General features: G+C 55.4%; 12 protein-coding genes. 10 read left to right on the top strand and 2 right to left on the bottom strand.

What is annotated here, in order from left to right:
* Window positions 1–31: 31 nt before the first annotated feature.
* Window positions 32–700 (top strand): hypothetical protein, encoded by a 669-nt coding sequence (locus tag RMSM_RS07575; protein WP_040764691.1) that lies wholly within the window; start codon window positions 32–34, stop codon window positions 698–700.
* Window positions 701–917: 217 nt separating this feature from the next.
* Here RMSM_RS07575 and RMSM_RS36555 read toward each other — a convergent pair whose 3' ends face one another.
* The gene (locus tag RMSM_RS36555) at window positions 918–3,095 is read right to left on the bottom strand and encodes a TolC family protein (protein ID WP_236622043.1); all 2,178 of its coding nucleotides are present in this window, start codon (window positions 3,093–3,095) and stop codon (window positions 918–920) included.
* A gap of 267 nt (window positions 3,096–3,362) precedes the next feature.
* Here RMSM_RS36555 and RMSM_RS07565 point away from each other — a divergent pair, with 267 nt between their 5' ends.
* The 6 genes from RMSM_RS07565 to RMSM_RS07540 all read left to right on the top strand — a co-directional run bounded on the left by RMSM_RS07565 (window position 3,363) and on the right by RMSM_RS07540 (window position 13,431).
* Window positions 3,363–6,977, top strand: a complete 3,615-nt coding sequence (locus RMSM_RS07565; protein WP_236622042.1) for an ABC transporter permease — start codon at window positions 3,363–3,365, stop codon at window positions 6,975–6,977.
* Window positions 6,978–6,983: 6 nt separating this feature from the next.
* Window positions 6,984–7,730, top strand: a complete 747-nt coding sequence (locus tag RMSM_RS07560; RefSeq protein WP_008693767.1) for a lipoate--protein ligase family protein — start codon at window positions 6,984–6,986, stop codon at window positions 7,728–7,730.
* Window positions 7,731–7,892: 162 nt separating this feature from the next.
* Window positions 7,893–9,290 (top strand): UTP--glucose-1-phosphate uridylyltransferase, encoded by a 1,398-nt coding sequence (locus RMSM_RS07555; RefSeq protein WP_008693765.1) that lies wholly within the window; start codon window positions 7,893–7,895, stop codon window positions 9,288–9,290.
* A 183-nt stretch (window positions 9,291–9,473) separates the two neighbouring features.
* A complete protein-coding gene (locus RMSM_RS07550) occupies window positions 9,474–11,285 on the top strand; it encodes an HlyD family efflux transporter periplasmic adaptor subunit (protein ID WP_008693762.1) in 1,812 nt (603 codons plus the stop codon).
* Window positions 11,282–12,100 carry an ABC transporter ATP-binding protein gene (locus RMSM_RS07545; RefSeq protein ID WP_008693760.1) on the top strand — a complete coding sequence of 273 codons (819 nt, stop codon included), beginning with the start codon at window positions 11,282–11,284 and terminating at the stop codon, window positions 12,098–12,100. The genes RMSM_RS07550 and RMSM_RS07545 overlap by 4 nt, the downstream gene beginning before the upstream one ends.
* Window positions 12,100–13,431, top strand: a complete 1,332-nt coding sequence (locus RMSM_RS07540) for an ABC transporter permease (protein WP_008693758.1) — start codon at window positions 12,100–12,102, stop codon at window positions 13,429–13,431. Before RMSM_RS07545 ends, RMSM_RS07540 begins: the two co-directional genes overlap by 1 nt.
* A gap of 483 nt (window positions 13,432–13,914) precedes the next feature.
* On the opposite strand, the gene RMSM_RS07535 is transcribed toward RMSM_RS07540, so the two are convergent.
* Window positions 13,915–14,775, bottom strand: a complete 861-nt coding sequence (locus tag RMSM_RS07535; RefSeq protein WP_008693757.1) for a formyltetrahydrofolate deformylase — start codon at window positions 14,773–14,775, stop codon at window positions 13,915–13,917.
* A 167-nt stretch (window positions 14,776–14,942) separates the two neighbouring features.
* On the opposite strand from RMSM_RS07535, the gene RMSM_RS07530 reads away from it, so the two are divergent.
* The 3 genes from RMSM_RS07530 to RMSM_RS07520 form a co-directional block, all read left to right on the top strand.
* The gene (locus RMSM_RS07530; protein WP_008693755.1) at window positions 14,943–15,434 is read left to right on the top strand and encodes a YkgJ family cysteine cluster protein; all 492 of its coding nucleotides are present in this window, start codon (window positions 14,943–14,945) and stop codon (window positions 15,432–15,434) included.
* A 24-nt stretch (window positions 15,435–15,458) separates the two neighbouring features.
* A complete protein-coding gene (hisS, locus tag RMSM_RS07525) occupies window positions 15,459–16,796 on the top strand; it encodes a histidine--tRNA ligase (protein WP_008693753.1) in 1,338 nt (445 codons plus the stop codon).
* Window positions 16,797–17,176: 380 nt separating this feature from the next.
* Window positions 17,177–17,894 (top strand): Com family DNA-binding transcriptional regulator (locus tag RMSM_RS07520; protein ID WP_144057457.1); only part of this gene is annotated, 718 nt, incomplete at its 3' end.

Below are 17,894 nucleotides of genomic sequence, written 5' to 3'. Positions count from 1 at the left end.
ACGAATAGGAGTTGGGAGACAAGAGAGGCGTTTGCAGGTTGCCGTAGATTGTAGCATCAACCCACAACCGCCGTGGTGCTGGACCGCAATCGACGAAGTTAATCGATCGCGAATTGCAAGGCAAGTTTTTTGGGAAGTCAGCCTCAAAGGCAGCACACTGGGGAAGCTCAACAGCGAGACCGCCACCACGATAGCGATCACCAGCGTCTTCAAAACACCTATAAACGAGGTTTGGGGCTTACCCGAAGTGGGCTGCCCCGAAGCACCGTCGGTGTCAACAGATTGGTTCATGGATATTGTATTTTTGGCAGAGGCAAGTTGCGATCCAACCATCATAGTCCACCTTTACAGATCAAGGTCGATTTCCAGCCTCACCCGCGGCGATGGCCGTGACGGTACAAGCAAACCTCGTGAATTACACCGGCGTTTTGTCAAACATGGGTTCCTGAGCGTAGGGCCGGTTCCTACCGGCCGACTCCATCGAACCGCCAGGGACGATGGTTCAATATGGAACGGCGAAGACTTCGTTAGTCTCCACACGCGTAGTGTTGTCACTCACCGCGTGATGCAGGTATTTCAGGAAGCTGGAATCGGCCCCGCCTATGGTGAACCCATCAAAGCTTGGGTTAACAAATGCAATGACTCGCAACTGAAAATGCTTGAGGAAGCCAAATCAAGAGATTTCTTGATGAGCAAGTGATTCGCTTGTTTCCCCGATGTCACGACCTGTTGATTTCTCGCGCCGACGATTGGGAAGTCGATTTAATTACTGCGGTTTTGGTAATGTGGAATAGGCTTCCAGACTGTCGAGGATGCAATGACAGGCTGGAAGCCTATCCCACTTTACTAATCAACATCCCACGCAGCTCGAGAATTCGTCACATCTCGACGGTTGCGTTTACGAAGAAATGGGCGTTCTATTCCGCAGGCGTGTAGACGGCGTGAGTTTGTGTGCTGCTGTTTTGCAGGTGGATACCGACGTCGTCCAATAACGTGCCGGACTGGGCGCTGACCGATACGATCGCAAGTGAGTAGCGAGATAGATCGGCAGCGTATTGACGTTCGGTTTGCAACAATTCCTCTTGAGCATCGAGCAGGAATTCGATTTGAATCTTGTCCGAATCAAACAACACTTCCGAGGACCGCAAACGATCTTGGGCGGCTTCGTATTGTAACCGCGAGTAGTTCAGCGAAGCGTAGGCGGCATCGACCTCGGCGATCGCATCCTTGATGTCAAATTCGAGCGTTCGTTGCTGTTCGGCCAACAGATTGCGTTCTTTCGCTAACAACAGCGTCGCGTTGCGTACTGCCGCACGAGCTTGTCGGCGTCCCGCGGTGACGCCCATCTCGAGCCCAAATTCCCACTCTTGATGATCGCCAGAGAAAAAGTCGTCATAGGCGCTACCAAATCGTCGCGGGTCGCTTCCTGTTAAATCGTCTCCGAAACCACGGAGCCGATAGCGACCGATCATGTCGAGCTGCGGCAGCAAAAAATTCTTTGACGCGACCAACTGCAACTGCTGCTGCTGGACTTTCAAACTTTGCCGCTTCAGTTCCGTGCGATTCGCCAGCGCCTGATTGAACACGCTTTCAAAGTCGAAATGGAACTCCGCCTCCGGTCCATCTTCGATCGGCTGCAGGATCTGGCCATCGCTGGTCGGCAATCCGATCATGCGTCGCAACCGCCGCTCGGTAGCAAACAGCCCCGTTTCGGAATCGCCGCCGCCCAGCGCCAATTCGGCTTCGCGACAATAGCGATAATATTTCGCTCGTGCCTGAGCCTCTTTGTTCGCTTCGCCGCCATCGACTTGTGCATGGCTGCGAGCCAACACGCTCTGCCAAGTTCGATAGGCGAGGTCTCGCGCCGCGATGATACTTTCGTAGCTGCGGTATTGTCGCTTCAAATCCCAGTACACTGCGTACAGATCGTTTACGAATGTGCGTACTGCAATTTCAAAATCGGCTTCGGTGATACGTGTATTTAAACGAGCAATCAGGATGCCCCTGGAAAAATTGAAACCGGGCTGGGCATTTGGCCCGGCAATCGAATTGAATTGCCTGCCGGCGCCTCGTAACAGCGGCTGACGCACTCCGGCTTCGAGCTGCGTTTCCCAGTAGCTAGGAAAACTATTTGCGGAACGATTGTTGGCATCATATTGCTTGCGGGTCGTTACATCCCAAATGGCACCCGAGAGCGTTCGCTTCTGGATCCCAGCGTTAAAAGTCGCGTAGTCTTGCGTCAACTCTTGAACATCGCCACCGAGCGTTGCATTGTTGAAAACGCGGTCGTTGTTCTGTGACGTCGCGCTGGCGGACAGCGTGCTGTCGAATGCCGCCAACGCGGCTTGCGGTCCAAAAAAGGGATCACTGGCAGTAATACTGCGGTCATAAATCGTGGTGGCAGATTCGGGCGAATCCAAAATTCGTAGCCCCAACGGACGAAGCACCGGGCTTTGCGATAACGCCAAGTGCAGCATTTCGGTTTCGCTGATTGGCCGTGTTGGACATCCGTTGATCGTGTTCGTCGCGACAGGAAGCGATGTCGATTGGACCGACGGCAAACCTGAATCATCCGCCAAACTCTCTTGCCCAAGATCCATCAAGTCATCAAGCGGTGCCGATGCAAGGTCGGCTGATGGAGCCGCAATGGGAGTGTGGTTTTGTTGTGGCGAGATGGGTTCGGCCGCGGCGTTCGCCGGCTGCGTTTGCGGCGACACAGGCCAATACGACTGTGGGCTGCCCAGCGTGACACCTGAGGGCGAAGGTTTCGAGAGACCTTCGACTTGCTTGGTAAGTGCTTCTTGCTTGGTAAGTGCTTCCGCATCGCCGCTGGAGTTGGACGATTTAGGCCCCGCAGGACGAATCGGATATCCAGTCAATCGAAACGGCGACGACTCGGTTGCCGGGCTCGCGTGCCGCGGATCATCTGCGGCGGGACGGTGAGTGGCGATACGATTCGTTGCTGCAGGTTCCTTTGCAGCAATGCTTGAACGAGGCCAGCGGTCGGCATCTCCGCTGACACACCCCCCGCTGATCACGAGCAGGCTAGCGGCAAATCGCAACCGACGTCGTTTCGTTTTTTGCAAATTTGCCAAGCGAGGCTCATCCTTTCGCCCCGATTCCCCCGCAAGGGCCGGGCCAGCTTCTGATCGCCTCGACAAATCAAACCCGAGGCGAAATCCAGCGATACCGTCAACCAAATCCATTTGGCCGTATGATAAAGAGGATCGGTCGCTTTGATTGTGTGACTCAAACCTGCGACGCGGGATTGCTAAACGACGCGGGATTGCTAAACACGGTACAACCGTCACCATGATGAACAGAACGATTGTGCCGATTGTGAGGAATCTTTGAAGGTCAACATGACAATGGAAACCGAGAACCCAACGCCCCGAAACCAAAACTCGACCCCATCGTTTGGCATGCAGACGATGGTCATGTCGTCGGTGCGCCATTCGTGGCGGATTTCGGCATCGGTCGCGCTCGGCGTCGCAACCGCCACGGCGGTAATCGTCGGCGCATTGTTGGTTGGCGATTCGATGCGAGGCAGTCTGCGTGAATTGACGATCGAACGACTCGGACGCACCGATTCGATGGTCGCCCCGGGACGCTTTTTCAGCAGCCAACAAGTCACCAGCGTTTCCGACACGGGCGAAGCCGCCGACGCTGTCTCGCTGATTTTCTTTCCCGCCGGAATTGTTGAATCCGAAAATACCAAGGGCGACGTCACCCACCGTGCCGGTTCGGTGCAATTGATTGGATGCGACGAGAATTTTTGGGATCTGGGCGTGCAAAGTGTTCGTCCCGACGTATTACCCAGCGACGATGGAGTGGTGCTGAACCAGGCGACCGCAACCGAATTGGGGGTAAACGTCGGAGATTTAGTCACGGTGCGTCTTCCGGTCGAAGCCGCCGTACCGGCGGACAGCCCGCTGGGCCGCCGCGATATTCAAAGCGAAGGACTGCCACGAATGGAGGTGTTGAGCATCGTCCCCGATCGCGGATTGGGGCGTTTTTCGGTGACGGCCAGTCAAGCGGCACCGTTAAACGTCTATCTCCGCCGCGAAACCGTGGCCGACGCACTGCAGCGCGAGGGACAAGCGAACTTGTTGTTATTCGATTCGGCCATCGATCGCTCGGCGCTGAACATCACGCTCGAGGCACTCGGATTAGACTTGAAACAGATCAAGCAGGTCTTTGTCGAGGCTGGCGATACGGCAACCCGCGGCGACAGCGAGACGATTTTCGAATATGTGTCACTGACCAGCGATCAATTGCTGCTTCCCGAGCAAGTCGTCAAACAGACCGTCAACGCACTGGGACGTGATCGGGTAACCCAAGTTTGCACTTACTTGGCGAATGCCATCGAACGCATTGATGATAACGGCGAGGTGATTGCTTCGGTGCCCTACAGCACCATCACTGCGATCGATTCCACACCGGACTTACCGCTGGACTTTGCGCTACCCAACAACATGCTGCCGCAAAACACGCCAGCGGGCAACGGCAGTCGTCCATCCTCGGGTGCAAACGACGATACTACCGTCGTCCCACTCGTACTCAATGACTGGACCGCCAAACAGCTCGACGCAGAAATCGGCACCCCACTACGGATTGCCTACTACGAACCCGAAGTGGAAAACGGTAACGAGATCGAGCGACATTTTTCGGCGGTGGTGACCGACATTGTTCCCATCACGCAGCCAGCGAAACCGTACCGCCGATCACGCCAAGCGGTGTTTGACAAGCCGCCCACGGTCTATAACGATCCCGATTTGACGCCCACCGTGCCGGGCGTTACCGACCAGGACTCGATCAGCAATTGGGATTTGCCATTCAAACTGACTCGCGACATTTCCTCTGACGATGACGAATACTGGAACAATTACCGGCTGACGCCGAAAGCATTCTTGCCGCTGTCCGAGGGCCAGCGATTGTTTGGCAGCCGGTTTGGCAACACGACGGGGCTTCGCATCCAAATCGCTGCAAACGAAAGCGAAGCTGAACTGCGATCCAAAATCCTCGACTCGCTTGAACCCTCGTTTGACGATCTTGGATGGTCGATTCACCGCATCCGCGATCAACAACTTGCCGCATCGCGAGGCACGACACCGTTTGACGCTCTCTTTTTGTCGCTTAGTTTCTTCGTCATTTTGTCGGCGGTGATGTTGATTGCGATGCTGTTCCGGCTGGGGCTGACCCAGCGACTGAAACAACTTGGCACGCTGCTTGCCATCGGATGGACTCCACGTCGACTCGGACGTTTAGTATTGAGCGAAGGGGGCGTCGTGGCGACGATCGGTGTCGTCTTGGGGATCATCGCCGGAATCGGCTATGCGATGTTTGTTTTGTGGGCGCTTCGATCATGGTGGGTCGGAGCGGTCACGGTCCCGTTTTTGACATTCCACTGGACACTGCGAAGCTTATTAATCGGGTCAACTGTCAGCTGGGTTGTTGCGATGGCTACGTTGGCATTGACGGTTCGTTCCATCGTCCGAGTCGATGCACGTAGTTTGTTAACGGGCAGCGACCAAGATCGATCGGCAACGTCATTGCAAAAAGGAAAATCACGCGGCGTATCGCGATTGCGAATCGCGGCGATTTCACTTGCCGTGTTGGCGGTGATCGTTGCGGCGTTGGGGGCCCAAGCGGGCGGTCAAGCTGCTGCGGGCGGCTTTGTCGGCGGCGGCATGCTGTTGCTCGTCGCCGCACTGACGCTGGTCTACACCCGGTTAAAACAGCCGCATCTACGTTCCAACGACGCACTCGCCACCCTCTCCTCATATCGATCGCTCGCGACGCGAAACGCTGCTCGCCACCCGCTGCGGAGCACGTTGACGATCGGGTTGATGGCCACCGCAGCGTTTTTGATCATTGCGATTACGGCATTTCGCTTGCGGCCGACCGAAGCAGGCAGCGGTGGATTCGACCTTGTCGCGCAAACGGCTCAACCACTTTATCGCGATTTCGCAGACCCTGAAATCCGCGGGGACTTGATGGGCAAAGACGCAGCGGAGATGGCCAATGCGATCGTGGCTCCGATGCGGATGCGAGCCGGACAGGACGCCAGTTGCAACAATTTGTACCAAGCGACCAGCCCTACGGTGCTTGGCGTTCCCGCGTCGTTTTCAAACCTGTTCCAGGAATCTCCCGAGCGTTTACCCGGTTTTGAATGGGCGAAGCACGCAGCGGTAGCAGATGGCCAAACACCTTGGGATTTGCTTTCGCCCGAAGCCACGGGAACCGCAGAGGATCCGATTCCGGTGATCATCGATTTGAATACCGCGATGTGGAGTCTGCAGATGCAAAAGGGGATCGGCGAAACAAAGGTATTCGAGTTTGAACCTGGTAAACCGCTTTACTTGAAAGTGGTGGGGCTGCTATCGAACACGCTGCTGCAAGGCAAATTATTGATTGGAGAATCCAATTTTGAATCACAGTTTTCCGATCTCAGCGGTTATCGCTATTTCCTGATCGATGCAGAGCCGGACAAGACAGATCAGGCTGCTGCGGCGCTCGAGAACCGTCTGGGCGATGTCGGCATGGACGTTTCGCAAAGCGAATCGATCTTGGCGAGCATGATGGCAGTGCAAAACACCTATCTGCGTACGTTTCAAAGTTTGGGGGCGTTGGGATTGTTGCTGGGAACGGTGGGTTTGGCGATCGCTCAATTGCGAAGCGTGCTGGAGCGGCGTAGCGAATTGGCGGTCTTGCGAGCGATCGGGTTTACTCGCCAGCGATTATCGGCAATCGTGCTGCGTGAAACCAGCATCCTGCTGTTGGTGGGAATTGGTTGCGGTGCCGTGTGTGCAATGTTGGCAGTATTGCCGTATGGCGTTCTAAGCGGGATAAATCCACCTTGGATCGAGCCACTGTTGATTGTGATGGGTATCGTCGTCTTCGGGTTGCTGGCAGGATTGTTAGCGGTGCGTCAAGTCGCAAAAATGCCGCTGCTTGACTCGCTACGCGGAGACTAGGAACGAATGCAGATTGTCGACCATCCCTTGACCAAGGCTTCCCATCAAATCGCGATGGACGAGGCGTTGTTGCTGATCGCGGAAGAGCAAACATCGCTTACGGGGGGAACATGCGAATTCATTCGTGTCTGGGAATTCGAGCATCCTACGGTCATCGTCGGCCGATCATCGCGGGTGGCCGAAGAAGTCGACATCGATTTCTGTCGCAGCGAAGGGATTCCCATTTTTCGCCGCTGTACCGGCGGCGCCTCGGTGGTCGGAGGCCCCGGATGCTTGATGTACAGCGTGGTGCTTGATTTGGACCAGCGTCCCGATTTGGCCCGCATCGACGTGACTCATCAATTTGTGATGCAGCACCTGCAAACCGCGGTAAATCGACAGTTGGACGGAGCGACCGAGACGGCTCAATTTCAAGGAACATGCGATCTAACCTTTAACAATTGCAAGTTCTCGGGAAACAGCATGCGAATGGCCCGACATCATCTGCTGTATCATGGCACGCTGCTGTACAACGGTGACTTGGCGTTGATTGCCCGCTGTTTGAAATTCGCACCACGGCAGCCTGATTACCGTGCCGAGCGGGAGCATGAACAATTCATCACCAACATTAATGTCGACCCGGCGAAATTGCAGCGCGACGTGGTGGACGTGTTCGGAGGCCGCGAGGTTTGGTGTGAGGCTCTGCCACAGACTCAGATCGAAACGCTATGCGAGCAGCGGTACGAAAACACCGGATGGAATTTCTCGCGTTAGCGGTTTATCGTCTTAGGACCCGAATTTGGCGAGATGCTCAGACCAAAAACGCACAGCAGATCAAATCGAGTCCTCCGGCACAAGTTTTGCGGCCAGACCGCGAATGTGCCCCATTCGCACATCGCCCATCTTCTCCTTTCCTCGTTTTCCACGCTTGAAAAAATGAATCTCGAGTCCCTGAAATCGCAACTCGCTAAATATTCACAAGAGCATGTCCTGGATTACTGGGACGAACTCTCTGAGGAGGAACGTCAAAACTTGGCAGCTCAAATCGAAGAGGTCGACTTCGAAACGATTGCGACGCTGGTGGCGGGCAAGGACGAGAAAATTGATTTCGAATCGCTCGCGGCCAATGCCGAAACCCCTCCTTCGGTCCGCGCCGATGGCAGTGGGGCGGAGTGGAGTGTCGAGGAAGCACTGCAGCGAGGCGAAGCGGCGCTACGCGCCGGCGAAGTCGGAGCGATCTTGGTCGCCGGTGGCCAGGGTACCCGATTGGGATTCGATCAACCTAAAGGGATGTTTTCCATCGGTCCCGTCTCGGGCCGCACGTTGTTTCAGATTTTTGCCGATCGACTGCTGGCGATTGGTCAAAAATACGGCGTCGCAATTCCGTTTTACATCATGACCAGCGATGCAACCGACGCGGAAACGCGAGCCTATTTCGAAGAGAACGACTATCTAGGCATGTCGTCTGATGACGTGCGGATTTTTCGCCAAGGCACGATGCCCGCAGTGGATGCCAAGTCGGGCAAACTATTGATGGCATCGAAAAGCTCGCTGGCACTCAGCCCCGATGGTCATGGCGGAACGGTGCGAGCACTTGATCGCAACGGATGTCTTGAGGACGCGAAAAAACGGGGCATCAAATGTTTGTCCTATTTCCAAGTCGACAATCCGCTTGTGAACGTTTGTGAGCCCACGCTGATCGGGCACCATTTGTTGTCTGGCAGCGAGATGACCACGCAAGTCATTCGCAAACGCTTTGCAATGGAAAAAGTGGGAAACATTGCCTTGGCCGAGGGCAAGGTCCAAGTGATCGAATACAGCGACTTGCCTCAAAAAGCGGCCGAAGCGACCGACGCGGATGGCCAATTAAAATTGTGGGCGGGCAGCATCGGAGTGCATGTGATCGACGTCGATTTTCTGTGCCGAGCCAGCCAGAACACATCGTCGCTGCCGTTTCATCGGGCTCAGAAAAAGGTGCCCTATCTGGATGCCAGCGAAAACTTGGTCACGCCGAGCGAACCCAATGCCGTGAAATTTGAAAAGTTCATTTTCGATCTGTTGCCCAGTGCGAAAAATGCATTTGTGGTCGAAGTGCTTCCGAGCGAAGGATTTGCGCCGGTAAAGAATGCCGACGGAGCCGAAAATGATACACCCAAATTAGCCAGAGAAGCGATCGTGGCGCAACATCGCCGCTGGCTCGAAGCCGCCGGAGCGTCCGTGGCTGATGGAGTCAAAGTGGAGATCAATCCCCGATTTTCGTTAACACCGGAAGAGCTTCGCACAAAGATTCCCGCGAATTTAACGATCGATGCCGATCGCTATTTTGATGCTTGATTACAATGAGGGGGCATAAATCGCCTTCGCAACCGATACTTTTGTCAGGGGGCGTGGTTTAAACAGAGGCTCCGTCCAGATCGAGCCTGAATCGACGCCCTCCCCCCCTTCATTTCCCACCCGTTTGCAATGATCAAACCAGCTTCCCGCTCGGCCCCGGCCCGCCATCGACGTGGGGGCCTTATGGCTGGATTTCTCGTGTTTTTGGTAGTCGCAGGAACGGCGGGGTGGTTTGTATACAACTACCTTGCCAAGCGAGCCGAGGGCATCCCCACCAAAGATTTAATTACCTCGACGGTCACGGTGGCACCGTTTGACCACATCGTGTTGGAACAAGGTGAAATCGAGAGCAGCAGCAATATCGAAGTCACCTGCCAAGTCGAATCACGGGGCAATAACTCTGGCACCGCCATTCTGTGGGTGATCGACGAGGGGACACGGGTTTCCAAAGGAGACAAGCTGGTTGAGCTGGACGCATCGCAGTTGGAACTGACGCTGAAGGAATCTCGTATTCAAGTGATTACCGCTGCGGCCAATGTCGCGACGGCAAAAGCGCTTGTCGAACAAGCGACAATTGCTCGCCAAGAGTATCTCGAAGGGGTATTCAAAACCGAAGAGAGGGCGATTTTGAGCGAAAAGGCAATCGCCGAACAAGAGCTTCGCAAAAATCAATTGGCGCTTCAAAGCAGCGAGCGATTGGTAGCCAAAGGACTTGTCAAATCGCTGCAACTTGATGCTGACAAGTACGCCGTCGCTAACGCGAGAAACCAACTGCAAGCTGCTGAGGGCCGATTACGGGTCCTGCGAGAGTTAACTCAACGCAAGATGCTGGTCCAATTCGATAGTGATATTGAAGCGGCCAAGGCTCAACTTGCCGCAGCCGAAAGCGGGTTGGCCGAAGAACAGCAGGAACTTGCCGACGTGCAAAAGCAGATTGAAAACTGTGTCATCCTGGCTCCGTCGGATGGCGTGGTCGTTCATGCGAACCGCTACAGTTCACGAGGCGGCAATGCCGAATTTGTGGTCGAAGCGGGAGCCACAGTGCGGGAACGCCAAGCCATTATTCGCTTGCCTGACCCGAGTCAAATGCAAGTGAAATGCAAAGTCAACGAATCGCGTATCACATTGATCCAGGCTGGGATGCCCGCCAAAATCGCGGTTGAGTCGGTTGCGGATTTGCAATTGAAGGGAGCGGTCGTCAAGGTCAACCGATATGCCGAACCAGGCAGTTTTTTCAGTTCGTCGATCAAAGAATATGCCACCTGGGTCGAAATCATCAATCCGCCCGACAACATTCGCACCGGGATGACGGCCGAGGTCCAGATATTTGTTGAACAAATTCCGGATGCCACTCAAATTCCGATCCAGGGACTGTACGAACACGGTGGCAAAATGTACTCGCTGGTGAAAACGGGCCCTCAATCTTTCGAAACTCGCCAGGTCACGATCCGGGCGACGAATGACACGATGGCCTGTATCGATGAAGGACTTGAGGAAGACGAAACGGTCGTGCTGAACCTACGTTCGTTCCTGACGCTGATGGACCTGCCCGAGTTGGAACAGACCGACAACAGCGATATGCGTGAAATTGCCGCCGAACGTGCTCGCGATACCGCTCGCGGTGGCGAGACGATGGACGCAACCGAAGAGGGGCCACGTGATGAAGCGGGCGGCCCACCGCGAGGGCCAGGCGGCCGTGGCGATGGCGGTTTTGGTCCCAGTAATCAAGGACCCGGTAATCAAGGACCTGGTGGCGGTAGCTCGGCAGCGGGTGGGCGTCCCGATCCCGCGTCGATTGCAAAGTCGCGAATCCAACAATCCGACACCGATGGCGATGGCAAACTGTCGAAAGACGAAATCGATGCGGTCGACGATGAACGACGACGTGGATCACTCGTCGAAGCCGACAGCGATGGCGATGGGACGGTCACCGAATCCGAATTGACCGCCGCGATGCAAAAACGCATGTCGCAGGGTGGTGGAGGCCCGCGATGAGCACGAAGGAAGCGTACTCCACCGAAACGCGGCCTGTGCCGGCGGCCAACGATACGCCGCCACGATTGGCAACGTCGATTCGTAATCTGAAAAAAGAATACGTGCTGAAGAGCGAGACGGTGCGAGCGCTCCGGGGCGTCTCTTTTGATGTCCCCGAAGGGGATTACGTCGCGATCATGGGACCATCCGGCAGCGGCAAAAGTACGCTACTGAACATGCTCGGCTGCCTCGATCAACCCACTTCGGGAAGCCTGTTGATGGGCAACGACGACATCATCACGTTGACCGACGACCAACTTGCCGATATTCGCAGCCAACGGATCGGCTTTGTCTTTCAATCTTACAACTTGATCCAACAATTGAGCGTGGTTGAGAACATCCAAGTCCCGCTCTATTACCAAGGTCGCCTGGGCGCTGCAGAGCTAGAACGCGCGAAAAACATGGCGGCGCGCGTCGGATTAGCAGAGCGTTTGGACCATCGACCGTCTCAACTTTCCGGTGGCCAGCAACAACGTGTCGCGATTGCCCGCAGCTTGATCAATGATCCCTTCTTTATCTTGGCCGATGAACCGACCGGGAACTTGGACTCGGTCACCACCGAAGAAATCCTCGGACTCTTTGACGAACTCAATAACGAAGGCCGTACGATCATTTTGGTGACGCACGAAGATGACGTTGCCGAGCGAGCCAAACGAATCATTCGGCTGAAGGACGGGATGCTTGATCGTGACGATTTGATTAGCGAAGAACAACGCGCCGCCGCACGTGCGGCTCAACACGAAAACGTCGTTCAACTTCTTGCAAGGCAATCGTAATGCTTTGGTTACGAACATGGCAACTTGGCATCAAAAGCCTTTCGCTGCATCCGCTGCGAACGGGTTTGACGATGCTTGGGATCTTGATCGGCGTTTGGGCGGTCATCGTGCTGACCGCGATCAGCCAAGGGGCAAGCGATCAGGTCCAGAAGCAAATCGAGTCGCTTGGTGCGAACACCATCATCGTCCGCAGCGTTAAACCGCCAGACGAAAAAATGGCTGACCGGTCGGCCAGCAAGTATGGACTGCTGCGTAGCGACTTGGAATTGATTTTGGGCACGGTCCCCACCATCCAGGCGGCGATTCCGATCCGCGAAATTCGCCGTCAATTTAGCTACCAGGATCGTCTGTTGGATGGACGTCTAGTCGGTTGCACCCCGCTATACGATGACGTGAACAATTTGGTCATCCGTCGAGGCGGAGGCCGCTTTTTGTCCGATGCCGACGGCATCCACTCGGCCACCGTGTGCGTCATCTCTGCGGGAGTTGCGGACCGATTGTTCCCCTACGAAGAACCGCTTGGCAAACGGGTGTATGTGCCGGAAAGCGAAGACTTTTTCAAAATCGTCGGAGTGCTGGAAGCCCGAAATCCGTCGGCAGCGATCGGCGGCTCGCTTGATTCTCAAGACTTCTCGTCGGACATCTATATTCCGATCCAAACGCTGCGGAAACGTGTCGGCGATACGATCATGACGCGGCGTAGCGGTCAGTTCCAAGTCGAGATCATGGAACTGAACCAGATCACGCTACAGGTCGAGCGGGTCGATCAAGTCCGCAGCACCGCGACGATGATTGAATACATGCTGGAACCCAGACATGCCGCGGCAAACGATATTGCCGTCGTCGTCCCCTTGGAACTGCTTGAACAAGCTCGCAACTTGCGGATGATGTTTTTGGGGATCGGAATTCTGATTGCCTGCATTTCGTTGATCGTGGGCGGGATCGGGATCATGAACATCATGCTGGCGAGCGTCACCGAACGGACTCGAGAAATCGGTATTCGCCGTGCGCTTGGTGCCAAACGCGGTGACATCGTACGCCAATTCTTGGCGGAAACACTGGTGCTTAGCTTCGCCGGTGCGACGCTTGGTATCCTGCTCGGGTTCTTAGGCCCGTCAATGTTTAGCGGATTGATGTGGATCGTCAAAACCGGCTTTCCCGATAAGTTCGCGGCGCTTCCCGATCCAATTCGCGAAGCCGAGCCCTCGATCGTCTACGGCACAATTCCATTGGCCGTGTTCATCGCGGTTGCCGTCGGTTTGATCAGCGGACTCTATCCGGCGATCCGAGCCGCACGGATGAACCCGATCGAAGCGTTGCGACACGAGTAAGCGTTTAGTCGCGATAGCGACTAGACGGAACACTTGCGATTTCCTTGTCGTTGATCGCTCCGCGATCTTACGTAGCCCGGATCTCATTCATCCATCTAGCGAGACTCGCAAAGAATTCATCGGCCCAACCGAGGACCGCGTCATGATCGCGGGGAACGTGCGGTCATTAAGTTGCGGAAGTCACGTATTTCCGCCGGGCTTGCCCCCAATGCCATCTACTTTGGTAGCGGCACGGCGCGAGCCCAATGTCCATCTACTTTCGTAGTGGGACTCGCCAGAGTTCCTGGTGTTGCAACAGCAAAGATGGGAATTCTGGCGAATCCCACTACTTGACCATCCCCCAAAGCTACCAAAGTAGATGGCATAGGGCTTGCCCCGGCGGAAGCGAGCGGAGCCAGACTTTCAGCACTTATCAATCGCAGGTGCAGAGCGATCAACGGCAATACCCAAAAGTCTTCGCGACCTACCCAACTGGACATGAGCTTATTTTGCTTGTCGGGCGACGACGCGGTGGAAATGCAGGTAGACCTCGCGGTCGATCACACGACGCACCCCTTCGGTTAAACAAGCGGGCTCGTTTTCGCTTTCGCCGATTCGGATGACCTCATCCAATTTGGTTCCAGGCGAAACGGCAAAGGTGCGTTGGTTGATCGTTTGGTTGCCCGCATCAAGTTCGGGGATGATGAAATGGCATGTTGCTCCGAACGTCAACATGCGAGCGGCGTAGGCTTCGTGATAGGGACGAAATCCGGGAAAGCCCGGCAGCAACCCATGGTGCAAGTTGATGATCCGTCCGCCGGCAAATTGCCAACACGTTGAAGGCGGCAGGATCCTCATGTATCGCGCCAACACCACATAGTCGATTTCGTAGCGATCCAACAACTCAACCATCAATGCATCATTAGACACGCCGTTGCCATCGCCGATCATTTCGAACGCGGCACCGAACTCGGCAGCCAACGGAGCGAGCTTCTTTCGATTCGAAATGACCAGAGGGGCGTCCGCATTGATCCCCCCATCCCTGACCGCCTCGAGGATCGCCCGGGGCGTGTGTTCCAGATAGGTACAGCAAACCGCCAAGCGGGGACGAGCGGCCCGCAACTCGCTGCTCCAAACGCGAATGGCCAATCCCGTGACTTCGCCAATCTGCTGCATCGCGTCGGACAGTCGATCAAATTCCGTGGCGGGAATATCGATCCGGCAAAGCATCGCAAACAGATGTTCTTCGTCGTGATCGTACATCTGGATCTCGGCAATCCGTGCCCCCTGGCCGGTGACGTGGTGAATGATCGGATCGGCCAAACCGACATTATCGGGCCCCAGTGCTGTAATCACGACTTCCACTGATTAGTCTCTCCCCTAACGTCTGCAAGCTTTCAAACGCTTGAACTATCCCCAAAACACGCCCCAAACAAACCGTAGGGGCTTTGTTGAACAATCGATGCTTTGGTAGTTTCTACAACATCCAGCATCGACCTAGAACCACCATTGCCGTGAGGAGATTCGTCCAGGTGAGCACCGTAACCCAGATCCCAACCGGGAAAACCCAGATCCCGACGGGAAAACGCCGTGATCAATTCCCCGAGGGAACGAATCTGTGCGAACATTGCACGGCAAAATGCTGTCACTATTTCGCTCTGCCGATCGATGAACCGGTCAATCGCCGCGATTTCGACTTCATTCGCTGGTACCTCGTTCACCCCGGGGCCACCGTTTTTGTCGAAGGTGAAACCTGGTATTTGCTGGTTTATTCGACCTGCCAACACCTGCAGGACGACCATCGCTGCGGGATCTACGAAACGCGACCGCAAATCTGTCGCGATTACACCACCAAAGAATGCGAATTCGAAGACGATTGGTGTTACGAAAAATACTTCGAGACCCCCGAACAGATCGACGAATACGCTGACGCGTTGTTCGGACCTCAGTTCCCCGATCCTGATCGCAACGACCATGATTCGCTGCGAAGTCGTCGTCCCACCTCGCTTCCCTTGCTTTCGTAATCCATCTCTAGACCAATCCAAACCATGTCGCTTATCCAACCCAGAACACTCAAAGGTTTCCGCGATTACTTGCCAGCGGTGATGATCCCGCGTGAGCAATTGATGCAAACCGCACGCGAGGTCTTTCGCTCGTTTGGCTTCGCGCCGATTGATACCCCCACGCTCGAACACCTGGAAATCTTGACGGGGAAAGGCAGCGACGAAACCGACCGCCAAATCTATCGCTTCCAAGACAACGGCGGTCGCGATGTGGGTATGCGATTCGACCTGACGGTCCCGTTGGCACGCTTTGCGGCGCAGCACATCGGCACGCTGGGGACGCCGTTCAAACGCTATCACATCGCTCCGGTGTGGCGAGGCGAAAACCCGCAAGCCGGCCGCTACCGCGAATTTATTCAGTGTGACTTTGACACGATTGGAACCGAGTCGGTGTTGGCCGATATCGAAGCCGTCGCGGTGATCAACAACCTGCTCGAAACGATTGGCTTTGACCGCTTTACGATCAGCATCAACAACCGAGCGGTGTTGACGGGACTACTGGATCACCTCGGACTAGCCGATCGCAGCGTTCCGGTCCTCCGCAGTCTGGACAAGCTGGCTAAGATTGGCCGCGAAAAAACGATCAACGAAATGGTCACCAGTGCCGAGATCGAGCCCTCGCAAGCCGAAGCGGTACTGCAGTTGGCCGAGTGCAACGGCGAAGCCGACACGATTTTCGCCAAACTGACTGAGATCACTGGTGGTAACGAAAAAGCCGCTGGTGGGATTCAGCGGCTGCGAGACATCTACGAAGGTGCCTTGGCGTCGGGCGTCCCGGTGCGTCGACTTCGTTTAGATGTTTCGATCGCCCGCGGCTTGGACTACTACACCGGCGTTATCTTTGAAACGATTCTCGACGATTTGCCAGCAATCGGCAGTGTTTGCAGCGGAGGCCGTTACGACAACTTGGCCGGTCTGTACACGAAACAACATCTGCCTGGGATCGGCGCCTCGCTGGGGCTAGACCGCTTGATCGCCGCGATGGAACAACTGAATTTGTTGCCATCGACCTCGACCCCCGCATCGGTGTTTGTCGCCTACTTTGATGAATCTCATCGCGACGATTATTTGCGACTGGCGAATAATCTGCGAGCTGCCGGGATCGGTACCGAAGTCTATCCGGAAGCCAAAAAGCTAGGGGCTCAGCTAAAGTACGCCGATAATCACGGATTCCCATTTGCAATCATCGCCGGCGGCAACGAATGGAGCGAAGGCGAGTGCCAATTGAAACAGCTGAGTAGCAAGGAATCCGAGCAAATCGCCTACAGCCACGACGCCCCAGAAAAACTCGTTCAACGACTTCGTGAATTGCTGAAACGATAATACGGCGACGCTTTAGGCGAGCGACGATGGGTAGCGGCACGGCGCGAGCCCAATGCCATCTACTTTGGTAGTGGGACTCGCCAGAGTTCCTGGTGTTTCAACAGCAAAGATGGGAATTCTGGCGAATCCCACTACTTGAGCATCTCCAGTGGTTGCCAAAGTAGATGGCATTGGGCGCGCACCGCGATGAAAGAATTTATTGCCGCACCGTTCCTGCACAACCGTTTGTCTCGTGCAATCTCTTGGGCGGCGAGCTAGCATTTGAGGGCGATTTTCATCGGTCGCTCGCCTTCGCTGCGTGTGACTCAGGTAGAATCTGTTGATCGCCATGATGACAATGGGTTGCATGGCAATCTGTGTCAGTAGCGCCGAAGCTCAATATGTCCTCGCACCGCAACGTTCCCTGCATCCGCTGCAACACCCTCCTGCAGGTTGCTGCGTCGACTCAAACCGTTCAAGTCCAATGCCCGCAATGCGGAACCCTGCTGCAAATTCCAGGCGTTTCCAACTATGCCGCGCCGGACGACCTTGATTTCGAAGCAATGCAGACCGACTATCCGGCTGCACCCTTTCCAACACAGCAACTCGATCGAAACCGACGCCTCGCTCCTGCAGCACCCCCACAATATGGCCCAACGGCGTCCCAACGACACGCTCACTCGGGTCCAGCACAACGACGCGGCATGCCGACTTGGATTTATCTCGTCCTTGCACTCGTGATCGTGCCACCCGTGTTATGTGGCGTTTCCGGAGTTGCCCTCTACTTCTGGGCGTCCAGTCGAGGTTCAAGCACTCCGATTTCAGAGCAAAGCCTACAAGGCGTACCGGTCCCGGCCGCTCTTCCTAGCCTGGGCCCAGTCGAACATACGTTCACATCCGGCGTCACCACCCATTTCATCCGGTTACAGGGGGATCCTGCGGTGGCGGGCAGTCGCATGACCATGCGGGTTTACATCCCCGCCGGAACTCACACCAACCAATCTCTGCCCTGTGTATTGGTCGCACCTGCGGGAACGCCGCTGATTCATGGCGTCAACATTGACCCTAATCTCAGCTATTACGATGAAACACTGCCGTATGCCGAAGCAGGCATGGTCG

Origin of the sequence: Rhodopirellula maiorica SM1, assembly GCF_000346295.1 — a bacterium.
Taxonomy (GTDB): Bacteria; Planctomycetota; Planctomycetia; order Pirellulales; family Pirellulaceae; genus Novipirellula; species Novipirellula maiorica.
The sequence above is the reverse complement of the archived record's forward strand: the minus strand, read 5'-3'. Positions and strand labels throughout refer to the sequence as shown.